The organism is Nocardia sp. NPDC004604, assembly GCF_040609795.1.
In the GTDB taxonomy this organism is placed as follows: domain Bacteria; phylum Actinomycetota; class Actinomycetes; order Mycobacteriales; family Mycobacteriaceae; genus Nocardia.
The window spans coordinates 1-17,198 of record NZ_JBEXLC010000113.1 but is presented as its reverse complement, the minus strand read 5'-3'; the positions used below and the strand labels follow the sequence as shown (position 1 = coordinate 17,198).

Genomic DNA, 17,198 nt, shown 5'->3' with positions numbered 1-17,198 from the left:
CTATTCCTTTCGATGGCTTGTTCGAGCCGTCTGACCTGCGGCGATTTCGGTCCGCCCAAATAGTTTTCGGGAGATTAACCAGACATCTGGTCAATTCTTGTCGGATGACGGATACTGCCCTAGGCAAACTCACCTGATCGGCGAGTCGTCTGGTGAGTTGGCCGGACCGGCTCGATGACTGCGCGGATGCGCGGTAGCAAATGGAGTAGGAACACCATGACTGTCGAAACAATCGCAGTCGGCCCCGGGGGCACGCGCGATGCCGAGGTGTTGCGGTTTCGCGACATGCATTCCGGTTATGCCTTTCATGTCGCTACTCCGCAGGCTCATCCTGATCTGTGGCGCCGCTATCTGCATGGCGCGCTGCAGGTTTACCGGCACTACGGCGTTGATCACGCTTTGGAATACGACAGGGTCGTCGACGGCAGCTCGACATCGTTGTTCTTCGCCGCTGTCGACTCGACCGGCGCGGTCGTCGCGGGATTGCGGGCGCAGGGTCCCTACGGCGTCGCCGATGAGGTGCGCGCCCTGGGCGCCTGGGCTGGTCGCCCCGGTGCCGCCGAGTTGCGAGCGATGGTTGCTGACCGGATACCAGGGGGTGTTGTCGAGGTGAAAGCGGTCTGGGTTGCACGGGCGGCCGAGCAGCGCGCCGCGCTCGCCGCCGCGGTGTCGCGCTGTGTCGTGCACGCCGCGTGGCTGCTCGATGCCCGATTCGGTTTCGTCACCACTGCCACGCGGAATGTCGGCCTGTACCGCTCGAGTGGTGGATATGTCGCCGATCGGATACCGTCTGTGCCCTATCCCGACGACCGTTATCGGACCATCTCGATGTGGTGGGATACCCGGACGTATCGGTCATTAGCCACAAAGTTGCAGAGTTCGTTGATCGCGCTGGAGCGTGCGGCGTTGGATGCTTGGCTGTCGCCGCACGGTCGGGCTCCCTCGGGTGGATCAGGGATCGGAGGACTGGCGCAGGCATGAACGGTGACCTCACCGCGGAGCACCGCCCGTTGATTCTCGACGAGATGGCCGTAGCCGACGCGCAGATCCTCGTGCAATTGCGGAAATCGCCGCAGGTCCGCATTCTCGACCTGCGTGATGTGCTGCGCGCCGAACTCGCCAAGGTGCGCCGGCCTCCGGTGGATCTCGGCGGCCCGGAAACCGACCGATGGGTTTACTATCCGTGGCGGCGCACACTGGTCGGGCTGCCCGGCGAAAAGACGTACCGGGCAATCCGTTTGGACCGCAATCAGAACAAGCTCACCCGCGCCGAACAGCTGCGCTGTGCCGGTCAGACGATCGGTGTGGTCGGGCAGAGCGTCGGCCACGCAGTCGCCTACGCGCTGGCCCTGGAGGGCACCTGCGCCGGGCTGCGCCTGGCCGATTTCGACGATATCGAACTGTCGAATCTGAATCGGGTGCCCGCCGGAATCTTCGATATCGGGGTGAACAAGTCGGTCGTGACCGCGCGCCGGATCGCCGAACTCGATCCATATCTGCCGGTCGAGGTCTACCCCGCGGGTGTGGACGAGGACACCGTCGACGAGTTCATGCGGGGGCTATCGATCGTCGTCGAGGAATGCGATTCGCTCGATATCAAGTTCGCGGTCCGGGAAGGCGCACGGCGCCACCGCATTCCGCTGCTGATGGATACCAGCGATCGCGGGCTGCTCGATGTCGAGCGCTATGACCTCGAACCGGACCGTCCGCCGTTCCATGGTCTGCTCGGCGCGACCGTCGGGGCCGATCTACGCGGGTTGTCCACCAAGGACAAGGCGCCGCATGTCATGCGGATCCTGGATCCGAAGGAACTCTCGGCCCGGATGGCGGCGAGCCTGGTCGAGATCGACGAAACCGTGACGACCTGGCCGCAGCTCGGCGGCGATGTGCAATTGGGTGCGGCCATCGTGGCGTCGGCGGTGCGCCGGATCGGGCTCGGACAGAAGCTGTCCTCGGGGCGGACCCGATTCGATCTGGAGCGCGGCCTCGACGAACTGGCCGAGCCGGAGCCCGGCTGCGAGAAGGTGGCCGACGAATATCCGGCTCTGGAAGGCGTTGCGCCGCAATCGAACGGAACCGCCGTCGACATGGTGCTGGAATGCGCGCAGCGTGCCCCGTCGGGCGGCAATACCCAGCCGTGGTCGCTGCGAGCCGAGGGGAGCAACCTGCGCATCGAACTCGCCCGAACCCGCTCGTCGGCACTGGATATCGGCTATCGCGGCAGCGCGGTATCGATCGGTGCCGCGCTCTACAACGCCCGTACCGCCGCGGCCGCGCACGGCATACTCGGCGATTTCGAGTTCATCGAGGACGACGCCACCGCGCTGACCGCGGTGCTACACCTCGGCGACAGCACCGATCCGGCGCTGGCCAGCGACTATCCGGACGCGCTCACCCGCGAGACGAACCGCCGCCTCGGCACGGCCGCACCGCTGGTCGAGCACATCCTGCCCGCGCTGCGTGCAGCGGCCGCCGGCGCGGACGGAATGGTCCGTGCCGTCACCAAACCCGACCAACTCGCGGCCGTGGCCGCGCTACTGTCCGAATCCGATCGCATCCGCTATCTGACTCCGCGCCTGCACCAGGAGCTGTTCGGCGAACTGCGTTGGCCCGGTGCGGATCCGCGCACCGGGATCGATATTCGGAGTATGGAATTGGCCGCCGACGAGCAGGCCAAAATCCGGATCGGCGTGCGCTCGGATGTCATGGATCGGTTGCGCGAATGGTCCGCCGGGAACGCGCTCGGCGAGTACACCCGGGACCGAGTGCGGTCGAGTTCGGCGCTGCTGGCAGTGACGTTTCCGCATCGATCCGGGTCCGCATCGGTATCATTGACCGACTACGCGCGCGGTGGCGCGGCCGTGCAGCGGGTCTGGATCGAGGCGCAACGGCTCGGTCTCGCGGTGCAGCCGGTCTCGCCGTTATTCCTTTATTCGCGGCACCCCGACGAGCTGAGAGGGATTTCCCCGGATTTCGCGGATACACTAACGTCACTTCAGGGCCGTTTCCTGGACCTGCTGGGAGTGCCTGGGCATGAGATCATGGCATTGGTGCTTCGCCTGAGCTATGCGGCAGCAGCCACGGTCCGCAGCAGGCGGCTTCCAGTGCCGGGCGCGGGCAACCGCAGCTAGCGCGATCGGAGAATAGGTGCCTCGGCGAACGCTCGACTCACTGGTGACCCAGGTCGCCTCGGAGTTGATGGGCGTCGACGCCACGACCATGGTGGCGGCGAGTGAACGTGTGCTGGCCAGATTGGTCGATCACTTCGACGTCGATTTCAGCTACCTACGCCACACCGATAGAGAGCAGCGGGCGACCGTACTCATCGCGGAGTGGCCGCATCGCGGTGATGTACCGGATCCGGACCCGCTGAAGATCGTGCATTTCGAGCACGCGGATTCGGTCTTCCGCGAATTGGAATACGCCACCGAACCGATCATTGTGCGTCCATCGCAGCAATCCGCCGACTATCAGGAGACCATCCGGCGCTCCTCGGGCATTCCACAGGTCGCCATGGCCGCCGTACCGCTGCTGTCACGCGGTGAGTCGACCGGCGTGCTCGGATTCATCAAACAGGGCGATCGCGACTGGAGCACCAGAGAACTGAACGTGCTCAAGGCGATCGCCGCACTGTTCGCCCAGTTGCAGGCGCGCGTGGTGGCCGAGGAGCGATTACGTTATATCGCCTTGCACGACGATCTGACCGGGTTGGCGAACCGGCGGGCACTGCTCGAACATATGGAGGAGCGGCTGCGACAGGGCAGTCCCGGCCCGGTGGCCGCATTCTTCCTCGATCTCGATCGGCTCAAAGCGCTCAACGATTTTCTGGGACATACCGCGGGGGACAATTTCATTCGCACACTCTCGTCGCGGCTGCGCGAGAATCTCGATCCCAATGACATGATCGCCCGGCTCGGCGGCGACGAATTCGTCATCGTGCCCGCCAAACCGATGGACGCGGTGGCGGCCGAGTTGGAGGCGACGCGAATCCAGCAGCTCATCGGACGGCGGGTCACCGTTGGCGGGGAATCGGTCAGCCGCGGCGCCAGCGTCGGTGTCGCGGTGGGTATTCCGGGTGAGACCACGGTCGCCGATGTGCTGCGCCGGGCAGATCACGCGTTGCTGTCGGCGAAATCGGGTGGTGGCAACGGTGTCGCGGTCTTCACCGACGCCATGCGCGCGCAATTCGAACTGCAGGACGATGTGGAGCTGAATCTGCGCGGCGCGGTCTCGGATGGATCGCTGCTGCTGCACTATCAGCCCGAGGTCGATCTGCGCACCGGCCGGGTCGTCGCACTGGAGGCGCTGGTGCGCTGGTTGCATCCGACCAGGGGCTTACTGCCGCCCGGTGCCTTCGTCACGGTCGCGGAGGCCACCAATCTCGCTGGTGAACTGGGGCGCTGGGTGATCCGCTCGGCGTGCGCCCAGTTCGCCGAATGGCGCAGGCGCGGCCTGGCGGCGAATGTGGTCATGCGGATCAATGTTTCGCCCGTTCAGCTGGTCAGCCTGGACTTCGTGGAGCGGATCGAGGACATGCTGCGGCTGTTCGGCATCGATGGCAGTTCAGTCTGCCTGGAGATCACCGAACATGTGGTCGTGCAGGATCTGGCGCGCACCCAGGTCACGTTGCGCGGGCTCAAGCGGATGGGCGTGCAGATCGCCATCGACGACTTCGGCACCGGCTACAGCTCGCTCTCGCACCTCAAGGCACTTCCGGTGGACGCGGTGAAGATCGACCGCGGGTTCGTGCAGCGCCTCGGCGCGAGCACCGACGATTTGGCGATCGTGAAATCGATTATCGGGCTGGCCGGGTCGTTCGGGCTCGGCGTGGTCGGGGAGGGCGTCGAGACGCCGGTGGCCGCGCGCACCCTGGTCGGCTTGGGTTGCTATCGGGCCCAAGGGTTCCTGATCGCGCGGCCGATGCCCGCCGATGAGGTGGAAGCCCATCTGGCCGTCGGCCGGATCCCATTGGATCTCGATCTGCCCCGGGCGGGCCGGGGTACGACGCGGGCGTGACCGCTAGGTCCTGGCGGCTGATCGGATTGCGGTGCGGGCCGGGCTGGCACCTGTGCCCCCGCTCGACCGCTGGCTGCGCGAGATTCCGGAGATGCATCCCGACGCCGCCGCAGACTTCCGGCGTGCATGCGTCGAACTGGCAAACGACGATCGGCACAACTCCAGCGAACTACTGCTTCTGGTCCGCTTCGCGGGAGATGGGTTCGCGTTCGGGCCGAACAGGCGCGAGCCGTGGACGGGGACTCAGTTCATGGACTCATCCGGGTGTGGTGCGATCTGGATGAATAGGGAGTGGGCGGGCATACCCGGCTGTCCGAATGCGCCAGGGCGTGCCCGTTAGCAGGGTCTTTCACGGGTGTTCACGCGCCGTTGGGCGCATGGGTTCCGGGGGGAACCCGATTCGCTGCACGATCGGCGATGTGCGCATCGTGCAACTGGCGAACTTCTACGGTCCGCGGTCGGGTGGGCTGCGCACCGCATTGCATCATCTGGGCGAGGGCTATGTGGCCGCCGGGCACGAGGTGGTGCTCATTGTGCCCGGACGGCGCCGGGCCGAGGAGATACTGCCGACCGGAGCGGTGCGGATAACCCTGCCCGCCTTGGCCATTCCGTGGACCGGCGGATATCGAGCGGCGGATCCGCGGCGGGTGGCCGATGTGCTGGCCGGGCTGCGGCCGGATGTGCTCGAGGTATCGGATCGGCTGACGCTGCGTGGCTTCGGGCGCTGGGCGCGCACCCGCGACGTGGCCAGCGTCATGATCTCCCATGAACGCCTGGACCGACTACTCGGCCAGGTCATGCCCGGGCCGGTGGCGCGCCGCTGCGCCGATATCGCCAATCGCCGCACCGCCGATGACTACGACATCGTGGTCTGCACAACGGAATTCGCGCGTGCGGAGTTCCTGCGCATCGATGCGCCCAATGTCGAACTGGTGCCGCTGGGGGTGGATCTGGAGTTGTTCAGTCCGCGCCGCCGCGATTACCGACTACGTGCCGATCTCGGCGTACCCGGACATCCGCTGCTGGTGCACTGCGGCAGGTTGTCGGTGGAGAAACGGGTGGATCGCAGTATCGAGGCCATCGGGGCGCTGCGGAAGGCCGGCGTGGAGGCCCGGCTGGTCGTCGCGGGGGAGGGGCCGCGGCGGGAGGCTTTGGAGCGCCGGGCGCGCGCTCTGGCGCCGCTGCCGGGCGGGCTGCCCGCCGTACATTTCACCGGATTCATCACCGACCGGGCCATGGTGGCAAAGCTGCTCGCCACCGCCGATGTTTCACTGGCGCCCGGTCCGCACGAGACATTCGGCCTCGCCGCGCTGGAGGCGCTCGCCGCGGGCACCCCGGTGGTCGCGAGCCGGTCCTCGGCGCTCGCCGATATCGTGACCGCCGAATGCGGTGCGGTCGCCGCCGATCGGCCGTCCGCATTCGCCCAGGCGGTCACCGATGTGCTCGCACTGCCGACCGCCGGGCGCCGGAAGGCGGCGCGCAACCGGGCCGAGCAGTTCACCTGGCCGCGAGCCGTCGCGGGGATGCTGGCGGTGCTGGGGCGGTAGTTCGAAACCCCGGCGTGTCGCGGGCGGGTCGGTTCCGAACTCTAAACCTCGCCCGGGCTTCAGGGCAGCGCGTTCGCCGCGTAACGTGCGGAGCACCGATTCACGCTATTCGAGATGGGATCCGGTGTGCTTGGCTTTGGTCGCGGGAAGACAGTGCGGGGCGCGAAGGTGCTCGTTACCGGGGCGGCGAGCGGAATCGGCCGGGCGACCGCACTGGCATCGGCAACGGCCGGAGCCGAACTGGTGCTCACCGATATCAATGCCGAAGGGCTGGAGGATACGGTGCGCACCATCAAGGAGGCGGGCGGTGTGGTCCTGGCGTCGCGTGCCCTCGATATCACCGACTATCACGCGGTCACCGCATTCGCGGCCGATGTGCACGCCGAATTCGACAGTCTCGATATCGTGATGAATATCGCGGGCACCTCCACCTGGGGCACGGTCGAGAATCTCGAGCACCGGCATTGGCGAAAGATGGTGGACGTCAACCTGATGGGCCCGATCCACGTGATCGAGAACTTCGTACCGCCGATGGTCCGTGCGAAACGCGGTGGGGCACTGGTGAATGTCTCATCGGCGGCCGGAATCCTGGCACTGCCATGGCATGCCGCCTACAGTGCGGCCAAGTACGGCATCCGCGGTGTCTCCGAGGTTTTGCGATTCGACTTACAGCGCCACGGCATTTCAGTGCATCTGGTGGTGCCCGGCGCGGTGAATACGCCCCTGGTGCAGACCTTCGAACTCGTCGGTGTGGACAAGCAGGACAGGCGGATCCAGCGACTCACCGCCGCGTTCACCGAACACGCCGTTACGCCGGAACATGTTGCGGCGGTGATACTTCGCGGTATCGAGCGCAATCAGTTCCTCATCTACACCTCTTTCGATGTGCGTTTCGGCTATTGGTGGGCGCGCAAATTCGCCTATCCGTACGAATTCCTCATGCGCCGCATCGGTGATCGGTTCAACAGACTGCTGGTTTCGAAGGGCAATTGAGCGTCACATCGAGTACCCGGGCACCGGGACCCTGCTCGCCGAGGCGGTCGTGTTCATTGACCAGTCGGCAGCTGCCGAGCGAGAGGCAGCCGCAGCCGATGCAGCCGGTCAGGTTATCGCGCAGGCGAGTCAGCTGGGTGATGCGGTCGTCGAGGTCGGCGCGCCAGGTGGTGGACAGGGTTTCCCAGTCGCGCCGGGTCGGCGTGCGGCCCTCGGGGAGTTTGTCAAGGGCGGCGCGGATTTCGCTCAACGGAATGCCGACCCGCTGCGAGATGCGAATGAAGGCGACGCGGCGCAGCGTTTCGCGCGCGTATCTGCGTTGATTTCCACTCGTGCGACGGCTCGTGATGAGACCCTCGCGTTCATAGAAGTGCAACGCGGAGACCGCTACTCCGCTACGCTCGGACAGCTGCCCGGGGGTCAGCTCCTTCGCCCGCCAATCGGTTGTCGACATCACGCTCCTCCATTCACCTGAACAATACTTCAGGTTAGGGTGTGCTGGGGTGAGAATCGGGCACACCCAATTGCGTGCTCTTACGCCCTCGGCGAACTACGGTCGGATCATGGGAGCAGACGCGGTGCGGGCGGGGCACGAAGGCGGTGCGGACGAAGCGGGCAGTGGGCTGGGTGGTGTCGGTGAACCGGGCGGGCGGCTAGCGGTCACCTCCGAGGTCGGCACCCTGCGCACGGTGCTGTTGCATCGGCCCGGCGACGAGCTGCGGCGGTTGACTCCGCGCAATAACGATCAACTGCTCTTCGACGGCATCCCCTGGGTCGAGCGGGCCCAGCAGGAGCACGACACCTTCAGCGGCGTACTGCGCGGGCGCGGCGTCGAGGTGCTGCTGCTCGCGGATCTGCTCGCCGAAACCCTTTCGGTCAGCGGCGCCGCCCGCATCCAGGGCATCTCCGGGGCCGTCGACGCGCGCAAACTCGGCCATACCCTGGCCGACGAACTCGCGGCCTTCCTGCGTGGCGTCCGGGCCAGGGATCTGGCCAACATCCTGATGTCCGGGATGACCTTCGATGAACTGCCCTTCGGCGGTGACAACACCTCGCTGGTGCGCCGCATGCACCACGGCGCGGACTTCGTCATCGATCCGCTGCCGAATCTGCTGTTCACCAGGGATTCGTCCTTCTGGGTCGGCCCGAGGGTGGCGATCACCTCACTCGCCCTGCCCGCCCGGATGCGCGAGACCTCGCTGACGGATCTGATCTATGCGTTCCATCCGCGCTTCCTCGGGGTGCGGCGGGCCTACGAATCGCATACCGCGCCGATCGAGGGCGGTGATGTGCTGCTGCTCGCGCCGGGGGTGGTGGCGGTGGGCGTGGGTGAGCGCACCTCGCCCGCGGGCGCGGAAGCGCTGGCGCGCAGTCTGTTCGACGACGATCTCGCGCACACCGTGCTGGTCGTCCCGATCGCGCAGAACCGGGCGACCATGCATCTGGACACCGTCTGCACCATGGTCGACACCGATGCCGTCGTGATGTATCCGGCGGTCCGGGATTCGCTGTGCGCGTTCACCATTCATCGCGAGGACGACTATGGCGGCCGCAACGACCAGGCCAGGGTGAGCGTGCGCGGTCCCGATCCGTTCCTGCCGGCGGCCGCCGAGGCGATGGGCATCGGCAAGCTGCGGGTCATCGATACCGGACTCGATGTCATCACCGCCGAACGCGAGCAGTGGGACGACGGGAACAACACCCTGGCGCTCGCGCCCGGCGTGGTTGTCGCCTACGAGCGCAACGATATGACCAATACCCGGCTCGAGGATGCGGGCATCGAGGTGCTGCGGATCCCGGGCTCTGAGTTGGGTTCCGGACGCGGCGGACCGCGGTGCATGTCCTGCCCACTGTCGCGAGATGATGTGTGAGCCTGCGATGTTCACCATTACCGTTACCCATGATTCGTCGATTCCGCCCTATGAGCAGCTGCGGCTCGGAGTCATCGCGCAGGTGCGCTCGGGAGAGTTGACGGCGGGCACGAAGATACCGACCGTGCGTGCCCTCGCCGCGCAGCTCGGGCTCGCGCCGAATACCGTCGCCCGTGCCTATCGGGAACTCGAGGCCGACGGGGTGGTCGAAACCCGGGGCAGACAGGGCTCTTTCATCGCATCCTCGGGCGATCCGACCAAGGATCTGGCGGGTCGGGCGGCGACCGACTACGTCGCCACCATTCGACGCCTCGGCCTCGATGACGAAGCGGCGCTGCGGTACGTCAAGTCGGCTCTGGAGACTTAGCCGCAGGTCGCGGGGCCGGTACGTCGGTCGAGACGCGGCCTCAGCGCCAGCTGGGCAACCAGAGATGGTCGTGCCAGTTGCCCGGGGTGATCGGGAGGGCGGTCAGGATCGGCCAGAGCCAGATGAAGTTGGCGATCACCAGACCGAGATAGATGCAGACCGCGAGGAGTCCGAGGCTGCGCTGCTCGCTCGGTACCGCGGGCAGATAGGTGCCCGCGGGACTGCGCGGTATCGGCGTCGAGCGGGCAGGGCCGAGAATATCGCCGCAGACCAGCGCGATCCCCATCACCAGGAACGGGGCCAACGGCACGGCGTAGAAGTAGTACATCTGGCGATCGAGGGTGAAGAACCAGGGCACCAGTCCGGCGCCGTAGCCGGTGAGGATCGCGGCATAGCGCCAGTCCCGGCGGACCACACTGCGCCACAGCATCCAGGCCAGCACCGGGAATGCGATCCACCAGATCGCCGGGGTGCCGATCAGCATGACGGCCTTGACGCACTGGGTCTGACCGCAGCCGGTGACACCGTTATCGGCGTAGTAGTAGAGCATCGGCCGCAGCCCCATCGGCCAGGTCCACGGCTTGGATTCCCAGGGGTGATGGTTACCCGCGGAATTGGTCAGGCCCTCGTGGAAGCGCAGCGTCTCGCCGCTGTAATACCACAGTGAGCGCAGGGCATTCGGGAGGAACGACCACGGTCCGTCGCGACCGACCTGATTGCCGACCGCGTACCGGAACACCCCGTCCTCACTCGAGAACCAGGCCCAGTAGCTGGCCAGGTACACCCCGAGCGGGATCAGCACCAGCGCGTACAGCGCGGGCCCGATATCGCGCACCGCCGTGCCGACCCATGGGCGGCGCACACCGTAGGTGCGCCGCGCTGCCGCGTCGAAACAGACGCTCATGATGCCGAACGCGAGGATGAAGTACATGCCGGACCACTTTGTGCCGCAGGAGAGTCCGAGCAGCACTCCGGCACCGAAGCGCCACCAGCGCACCCCCAGTCGCGGACCCCATTCGCTCGCGTCGATCCGACCCTGGTAGTCCACCAGGGCGATTCGGGCCCTGACCTCGTCGCGGTCCACGATGAGACAGCCGAATGCGGCGGTGACCAGCACCGCCATGAAGATGTCGAGCATGCCGATGCGCGAGGAGACGAAGGTGAGTCCGTCGGCGATCAGCAGAATTCCCGCTATCGCGCCGATCATGGTGGAACGTGCCATCCGCCGCACGATCCGGATGACCAGCAGCACCAGCACCGTGCCCGCCAGCGCCGCGCTGAACCGCCAGCCCCAGCCGTTGTAGCCGAACATCCACTCGCCGATCGCGATCAGCTGTTTGCCGATCGGGGGATGCACCACCAGCCCGTATGCGGGATTGTCCTCGACGCCGCCGCCGGTGAGGATCTGCCAGGCCTGCGGCGCGTAGTGCTTCTCGTCGAAGACCGGGGTGTACGCGTCGGTGGGATAGTCCAGCATGATGAACCGGGTCAGGCCGGCGATCGTGGTGAGGACGGCGGTGACCACCCACCCCTGCATCTTGTCGAGCGGCCCGAAATCGGGCGTTGGCCGCAGTGGTGCGGGGCTCGACCAAGAGGGCACGGCCTTGGCTACGGTCGCGCGCTGGTCGGTCACCTGGGTCACGCCCCGATCGTATGCTGTGCGCGCCATCGAGACCCGCACCGGTTTGCGCGCCGCAACTGGAATCACACCTCGAACCGCGGTCGAGCGGATCCGCGAGCACCACCCGCAGATCAGGGTGCGGCGAGTCCGCCTGCGTGTCGGCATCGGTTGTGATTACCCGACACGGGATTCATTTTCGCGTGATGACAGAATCGCGAGGACCGGCAAAAGATCCGGGGAGGCGGAGGAGCGAGGTGACGGCGGGTCGGTTGGTGCTCGCGGCGACGCCGATGGGGGATATCGGCGATGCGTCGCAACGGCTGCGTGAAGCGCTGGGATCCGCCGATATCGTCGCGGCCGAGGACACCCGGCGCACCCGCAGCTTGGCGAAGGCGCTCGCGGTGGAGATCACCGGACGGGTGGTGCGCTTCGACGATCATGTGGAAGCCGCGAAGATTCCGGCGCTGCTCGATGAGATCGAGAGCGGTCGCACCGTGCTGCTGGTGACCGATGCCGGCATGCCGTCGGTGAGCGATCCGGGCTATCGCATGGTGGTCGCCTGCGTGCAGCGCGCGCTCCCGGTCACCTGTCTGCCGGGCCCATCGGCGGTGACCACCGCACTGGCCCTGTCCGCGCTTCCGGTGGAGCGGTTCTGCTTCGACGGATTCGCGCCACGCAAATCCGGCCAGCGCCGGGAGTGGTTGCGCACCTTGCGCACCGAGCCGCGGGCCTGCGTATTCTTCGAGGCGCCGCACCGTCTGGCCGAGTGCCTGGCCGATGCGGTCGAGGTGCTCGGTCCGGACCGGCGCGCCGCGGTCTGCCGGGAGCTGACCAAGACCTACGAGGAGGTCGTCCGCGGCAACCTCGGTGAACTCGCCGCCTGGGCGGTCGACGGGGCGCGCGGCGAGATCACCGTTGTCCTCGAAGGCGCGCAGCCGATCTCGGCCGATCCCGCCGACCTGGTCGAGGAGGTCGAATCGCTGACCGCCGAAGGTATCCGCCTCAAGGACGCCTGTGCGCAGGTGGCGGCGGAAACCGGGGTCTCGCGGCGCGAACTCTACGACGCGGTCCTGACTTCCCGCCGCAATGGCGGCGACAGTTCGTAGTGCGGCGCGCCATCGTCGACACTCCCGGGCAACCGGATGGGGAGTGTCATAGTGCCATCGATCACGGTCGAGACGATGATCGGTGTCATGACCTCTTTGGAAAGCAAGGCGAAGGCGTTTCTCGAATTGCATATCCCCGGCGATCCCGGCGTCTTTCCGACGGTATGGGACGCGTGGTCGGCGAATGTTGCTGTGGCGGCCGGGTTTTCGGCGCTGACCCTGGGGAGTCATCCGGTCGCCGATTCGATCGGGCGCAGCGATAAGGAAGGTATGACGTTCGCGGAGCTGCTGACCCGCGTCCGGCAGATCACCGATGCCGTCGAAGTTCCGGTCTCGGTCGATATCGAATCCGGTTACGGCCTCGAGCCCGCCCAGTTGATCGAAGGTCTGCTGGAGGCGGGCGCGATCGGTCTCAATATCGAGGACACGGTGCACAGCGAGGGCGGTCGGCTGCGCACCGCCGAGGAGCATGCCCATCTGGTGCACGGGCTGCGGCAGTTCGCCGATGCCGCGGGCGTGCACGTGGTCATCAATGCCCGCACCGACCTGTTCATGCGCCAGGACGGCGCCGATAGCGACCGTGTCGACCGTGCCATCGCACGCCTGCGGCTGGCCGCCGAGGCGGGCGCCGACTCGCTGTTCCCGGCGGGCGTGCGTGCCGACGCCGATATCCGGCGGCTGACCAGTGAACTGCCGCGGCCGATCAGCATGGTCGGGCTGCCCGGCGAATCCGATCGGGCCGTGTTCGCCGATCAGGGCGTCGGCCGAATCAGCTTCGGGCCCCTGCTCCAATCGGCGCTGACCACCGAGATCAACCGTCTGCTCGAGCGCTGGAAGTAAGCGAGTGCGAAGAGCCCCCGACCTTCTCGTGAAGTTCGGGGGCTCTGTCGTGCTCGGGCGGGGCTACTTCTTCGGCTCGACGTAGCGCGGGTAGACCGCCACCGGCTCCGGCAGCGGGGTGCCGGGGACCAGCGGCGTTGCGATATCGGCGAACGTCCGCTTCGGCGTGGCGAGCAGATCGAGGATCTTGCCCGCGGATTCGGGCATGACCGGCTGAACCAGGATGGCCACGATGCGCAGCAGCTCGATGGTCACGTACAGCACCGTGGCCTCGCGGGCCAGCGATTCCTCGGTGCCGGTCTTGGCCAGTGCCCACGGAGCCTCGGCGGAGAAGTACTTGTTCGCCTCGCCGAGGGTCAGCCAGATCGCCTCCAGCGCCAGATGCATCTGCTGGCTGTCGAATTCGGTGCGGCAGCGCGCCAACAGCTCGTTCGCGCGGTCGAGCAGGGCGCGGTCGGCGTCGGTGAATTCGCCCGGCGTCGGCACCACGCCGCCGCAGTCGCGTGCGACCAGCTTCAGGCTGCGCTGCACCAGATTTCCGAATTCATTGGCCAGATCGGTATTGATCCGGCCGACGATCGCCTCGTGGCTATAGCTGCCGTCCTGACCGTAGGAGATCTCGCGCAGCAGGAAGAAGCGCAGCGCGTCGACGCCGTATTCATCGACCAGCGCGAGCGGGTCGACCACATTGCCGACCGACTTGGACATCTTCTCGCCCTTGTTGTACAGGAACCCGTGCACGAAAACGCGTTTCGGCAACTCGATCCCGGCCGACATCAGGAATGCGGGCCAGTACACGGTGTGGAACCGGGTGATGTCCTTGCCGATGATGTGCACGTCGGCGGGCCAGAACTGCTGGAACGCAGCCGATTCGGTATCCGGGAAGCCAACGCCGGTGATGTAGTTGGTGAGCGCATCCACCCATACGTACATCACATGATCGGGATGGCCGGGCACCGGCACGCCCCAGTCGAAGGTGGTGCGCGAGATGGACAGGTCCTTCAGACCCGCCTTCACATAACTCACCATCTCATTGCGAGCCGTTGCGGGCGCGATGAATTCGGGATGTTCGTCGTAGAGTGCGAGCAGCTTGTCCTGGTAGTTCGACAGGCGGAAGAAGTAGTTCGACTCCTCGGTCCAGGTAACCGGCGTCTTCGACTCGGTCGAGATCCGGGTGCCGTCTTCGAGCAGCGTCGTCTCTTCCTCGGTGTAGAACGCCTCGTCGCGCACCGAATACCAACCCGAGTAGTTGTCCAGGTAGATATCGCCGTTGGCGAGCATCCGCTCCCAGATCGCGGCGCTGGCCACCTGGTGATCGTCATCGGTGGTGCGGATGAAGCGGTCGAAGGACACATCGAGCCGCTTGTCCATCGCCTCGAACACATCGGAGTTGCGGGTGGCGAGCTCCTCCACCGGCACGCCCTCCGCGACCGCGGTCTGCTGCATCTTCTGCCCGTGCTCATCGGTGCCGGTCATGAAGAAGACGTCATATCCGTCGAGCCGCTTGAAGCGGGCGAGGGCGTCGGACGAGATGTACTCGTACGCGTGCCCGATATGCGGCGCACCGTTCGGGTAGGCGATGGCCGTGGTGATGTAGAAGGCGGGGCGGTCGGCTTCGCTCATGACTTCACCTCGCTGGCGCTCGGCTCCATCATGCGCGAGGCGCCCGTGTCTTTGATTCGCTCGCTACGCTCGCTCATGGTGCATCTACTGTAGTGCGCGTGGATTCCGACGCTCACGTGAATATCCCCGGAGACGATGACCGCCGCCCGGCGTCGGTGTACTACCGCACTGGAGCCCGCCGATGAGCGAGCGCAGCGCCAAGCGAGCAGCGCCGGAATTGCCGGATCCGCTCGCGCCGCTGGTGGACGCGCATACGCATCTGGACGCCTGCGGGGCGACCGATGCGGAGTCGACGGCCGTGATCGTGGACCGCGCGGCCGCGGTCGGTGTCGGCCAGGTGGTCACCGTCGCCGACGATCTGGCCGCCGCGCAGTGGGCCGTACAGGCCGCGAACTGGGACCGCCGGGTGTTCGCCGCCGTCGCCCTGCATCCGACGCGGGCAAATGCGCTCGATGACGCAACCAAGGCCGAGCTGGAGCGTTTGGCCGCCGATCCGCGCGTCGTCGCGATCGGGGAGACCGGACTCGATTACTACTGGCCGGGCAAGCTCGAGGGCTGCGCCGATATCGAGGATCAGGTCGAGGGCTTCCGCTGGCATATCGACCTGGCCAAGCGCCTGCGCAAACCGCTGATGATCCACAACCGCGAGGCCGATCACGATCTGCTGACGGTGCTGCTGGACGAGGGCGCGCCGGAAACCGTGATCTTCCATTGCTTTTCCTCTGACGCCAATATGGCGATGTCGTGCGTGGCCGAGGGCTACATCCTCAGCTTCTCCGGGACGGTGAGTTTCAAGAACGCCCACGAATTGCGTGAGGCCGCCAAGGTGGTGCCCGACAACCAGATTCTGGTGGAGACCGATGCGCCGTATCTGACTCCGCATCCGTTCCGCGGTGCGCCCAATGAACCGTATTGCCTGCCGTACACCGCGCGCGCCCTCGCGGAATTGCGGGAACAGGACCCGGTGGAGCTCGCGAAAATAACCACCGCGAACGCCCGCCGCATTTACGGTATCTGAATCGATTGCATTTCTGTTCAAGGTCGAACGTGAGTTCTCGCGGCAGCGCGCGAGCAGCCGTTTTTGCGATCTTGTTCGGACGCCGACATTCGAAGCCTCCGCCAATGTGCAAGGGGGCTGGATGGGCGTGTGTGTTCTAGGTCACTTCACTCGGCACGTTTTGTGATTTACCTGCGGTGTCGATATTGATTTGTGATATTGAAACCCGCCGCTCATAAGTCTGCGGTTGTCGACCCCTGACCCCTTCGTTATCGTGCTGTGACCATGTCTCCATTCACGAGGATCAACCAGTCCCGCTCGCCGCTGCTGTACGCGGCGGTTGCGGCGCTGCTGGTGACACTGATCGTCGGTGCCGCGATGGCGATCGTGAACCGCAAGACGGTCACGGTCGTCGTGGATGGCGAACAGATGACCCAGACCACCATGTCGCCCAATGTCGGCGGAGTGTTGAAGGCCGCGGGATTCGATGTGAACGACCGCGACCTGGTCCGGCCCGCGCTGGCCGCGACGATTACCGATGGCACCACCATCACCTTCAACCGGGCCCGTGAGGTCGCGCTGTCGTTGGACGGCAAGGTCGAGAAGGTGTGGTCCACTGGCCTGACTGCGGGCGATGTGGTCGATCAGCTGCATCTGCCCCGCGAGGTTTACGTCTCCCCGGCCCGCACCGAGCGGCTGCCGCTGGAGGGCGCGGCATTGCAGATCGCCAGCCCGCGCTCGGTATCGCTGCTCGACGGCATCGGTAATTACGTCGACGTCCGGCTGGCCGCGCCGACCGTCGGTGATTTCCTTGCCGTCGCGGGCATTCCGCTGATCCAGCAGGACAGTGTCGAGCCCGCGCCGACCACCCCGCTCACCGATGGGCTGCGCATCGTGGTGACCCGCAAGCGCATCGAGAACAAGGTCGAGACGATGCCGCTGGATCCGCCGGAGAATGTGATCGAGGATACGACCATGAATATGAGCCGGTCGGTGGTGGAGAGTCCCGGCGCGCCCGGGGTGCAGGACGTCACCTTCGCGGTCACCATGGTCAACGGCGAAGAGGTGAGCAGACAGTCGGTCTCCGCCACTGTCACGGTGACCGCGCAGCCCAAGACCGTTCGCAAGGGCGTCAAGCCCGGCACCGAGGTGCCGCCCGTACGCGACGGTGCGATCTGGGATGCGCTTGCCCGCTGCGAATCCACCGGTAACTGGGC

At 66.1% G+C, this 17,198-nt stretch carries 14 protein-coding genes; 11 read left to right on the top strand and 3 right to left on the bottom strand.

Annotated elements, in window-relative coordinates; genetic code table 11:
* The first annotated feature begins 216 nt into the window (after positions 1-216).
* The 5 genes from ABZW16_RS31805 to ABZW16_RS31785 all read left to right on the top strand — a co-directional run bounded on the left by ABZW16_RS31805 (position 217) and on the right by ABZW16_RS31785 (position 7,556).
* On the top strand, positions 217-981 hold the full coding sequence (locus ABZW16_RS31805) for a hypothetical protein (RefSeq protein WP_354959784.1): 765 nt from the start codon (positions 217-219) through the stop codon (positions 979-981).
* On the top strand, positions 978-3,131 hold the full coding sequence (locus ABZW16_RS31800; protein WP_354959783.1) for an Rv1355c family protein: 2,154 nt from the start codon (positions 978-980) through the stop codon (positions 3,129-3,131). The genes ABZW16_RS31805 and ABZW16_RS31800 overlap by 4 nt, the downstream gene beginning before the upstream one ends.
* A gap of 67 nt (positions 3,132-3,198) precedes the next feature.
* Positions 3,199-5,016 carry an EAL domain-containing protein gene (locus ABZW16_RS31795; RefSeq protein WP_354959799.1) on the top strand — a complete coding sequence of 606 codons (1,818 nt, stop codon included), beginning with the start codon at positions 3,199-3,201 and terminating at the stop codon, positions 5,014-5,016.
* Positions 5,017-5,435: 419 nt separating this feature from the next.
* Positions 5,436-6,563 (top strand): glycosyltransferase, encoded by a 1,128-nt coding sequence (locus ABZW16_RS31790; RefSeq protein WP_354959782.1) that lies wholly within the window; start codon positions 5,436-5,438, stop codon positions 6,561-6,563.
* A gap of 114 nt (positions 6,564-6,677) precedes the next feature.
* The gene (locus ABZW16_RS31785) at positions 6,678-7,556 is read left to right on the top strand and encodes an SDR family oxidoreductase (protein ID WP_354959781.1); all 879 of its coding nucleotides are present in this window, start codon (positions 6,678-6,680) and stop codon (positions 7,554-7,556) included.
* Here ABZW16_RS31785 and soxR read toward each other — a convergent pair.
* Positions 7,525-8,010 (bottom strand): redox-sensitive transcriptional activator SoxR, encoded by a 486-nt coding sequence (gene soxR / locus ABZW16_RS31780; protein WP_354959780.1) that lies wholly within the window; start codon positions 8,008-8,010, stop codon positions 7,525-7,527. The two genes, ABZW16_RS31785 and soxR, sit on opposite strands and share 32 nt — an antisense overlap.
* 109 nt (positions 8,011-8,119) lie before the next feature.
* On the opposite strand from soxR, the gene arcA reads away from it, so the two are divergent.
* Positions 8,120-9,427, top strand: a complete 1,308-nt coding sequence (arcA, locus tag ABZW16_RS31775) for an arginine deiminase (protein ID WP_354959779.1) — start codon at positions 8,120-8,122, stop codon at positions 9,425-9,427.
* Positions 9,428-9,434: 7 nt separating this feature from the next.
* A complete protein-coding gene (locus tag ABZW16_RS31770; RefSeq protein WP_354959798.1) occupies positions 9,435-9,794 on the top strand; it encodes a GntR family transcriptional regulator in 360 nt (119 codons plus the stop codon).
* Between the two features lie 40 nt (positions 9,795-9,834).
* Here ABZW16_RS31770 and ABZW16_RS31765 read toward each other — a convergent pair whose 3' ends face one another.
* Complete coding sequence (locus ABZW16_RS31765; protein ID WP_354959778.1) at positions 9,835-11,436, bottom strand: phospholipid carrier-dependent glycosyltransferase; 1,602 nt, start codon at positions 11,434-11,436, stop codon at positions 9,835-9,837.
* A gap of 233 nt (positions 11,437-11,669) precedes the next feature.
* Here ABZW16_RS31765 and rsmI point away from each other — a divergent pair, with 233 nt between their 5' ends.
* Both rsmI and ABZW16_RS31755 read left to right on the top strand, forming a co-directional pair.
* Positions 11,670-12,521: a 16S rRNA (cytidine(1402)-2'-O)-methyltransferase gene (gene rsmI, locus ABZW16_RS31760; protein WP_354959777.1), complete on the top strand. Its 852-nt coding sequence runs from the start codon at positions 11,670-11,672 to the stop codon at positions 12,519-12,521.
* Between the two features lie 87 nt (positions 12,522-12,608).
* Positions 12,609-13,361: an isocitrate lyase/phosphoenolpyruvate mutase family protein gene (locus ABZW16_RS31755; protein ID WP_354959776.1), complete on the top strand. Its 753-nt coding sequence runs from the start codon at positions 12,609-12,611 to the stop codon at positions 13,359-13,361.
* A 63-nt stretch (positions 13,362-13,424) separates the two neighbouring features.
* On the opposite strand, the gene metG is transcribed toward ABZW16_RS31755, so the two are convergent.
* Positions 13,425-14,984: a methionine--tRNA ligase gene (gene metG, locus ABZW16_RS31750; RefSeq protein WP_354959775.1), complete on the bottom strand. Its 1,560-nt coding sequence runs from the start codon at positions 14,982-14,984 to the stop codon at positions 13,425-13,427.
* Positions 14,985-15,165: 181 nt separating this feature from the next.
* Here metG and ABZW16_RS31745 point away from each other — a divergent pair, with 181 nt between their 5' ends.
* Together ABZW16_RS31745 and ABZW16_RS31740 are read left to right on the top strand one after the other, a co-directional pair.
* A complete protein-coding gene (locus tag ABZW16_RS31745; protein WP_354959774.1) occupies positions 15,166-16,002 on the top strand; it encodes a TatD family hydrolase in 837 nt (278 codons plus the stop codon).
* Positions 16,003-16,266: 264 nt separating this feature from the next.
* On the top strand, positions 16,267-17,198 hold a 932-nt coding region (locus ABZW16_RS31740), incomplete at its 3' end, for a ubiquitin-like domain-containing protein (RefSeq protein WP_354959773.1).

Excerpts from the sequence above, each read along its gene's own strand:
- ABZW16_RS31785 (WP_354959781.1), top strand. The coding sequence starts at position 6,678 with ATGGGATCCGGTGTGCTTGGCTTTGGTCGCGGGAAGACAGTGCGGGGC.
- metG (WP_354959775.1), bottom strand. The coding sequence starts at position 14,984 with ATGAGCGAAGCCGACCGCCCCGCCTTCTACATCACCACGGCCATCGCC.
- ABZW16_RS31745 (WP_354959774.1), top strand. The coding sequence starts at position 15,166 with ATGAGCGAGCGCAGCGCCAAGCGAGCAGCGCCGGAATTGCCGGATCCG.
- ABZW16_RS31800 (WP_354959783.1), top strand. The coding sequence starts at position 978 with ATGAACGGTGACCTCACCGCGGAGCACCGCCCGTTGATTCTCGACGAG.
- ABZW16_RS31755 (WP_354959776.1), top strand. The coding sequence starts at position 12,609 with ATGACCTCTTTGGAAAGCAAGGCGAAGGCGTTTCTCGAATTGCATATC.
- ABZW16_RS31805 (WP_354959784.1), top strand. The coding sequence starts at position 217 with ATGACTGTCGAAACAATCGCAGTCGGCCCCGGGGGCACGCGCGATGCC.
- arcA (WP_354959779.1), top strand. The coding sequence starts at position 8,120 with ATGGGAGCAGACGCGGTGCGGGCGGGGCACGAAGGCGGTGCGGACGAA.
- soxR (WP_354959780.1), bottom strand. The coding sequence starts at position 8,010 with ATGTCGACAACCGATTGGCGGGCGAAGGAGCTGACCCCCGGGCAGCTG.
- ABZW16_RS31795 (WP_354959799.1), top strand. The coding sequence starts at position 3,199 with ATGGGCGTCGACGCCACGACCATGGTGGCGGCGAGTGAACGTGTGCTG.
- ABZW16_RS31770 (WP_354959798.1), top strand. The coding sequence starts at position 9,435 with ATGTTCACCATTACCGTTACCCATGATTCGTCGATTCCGCCCTATGAG.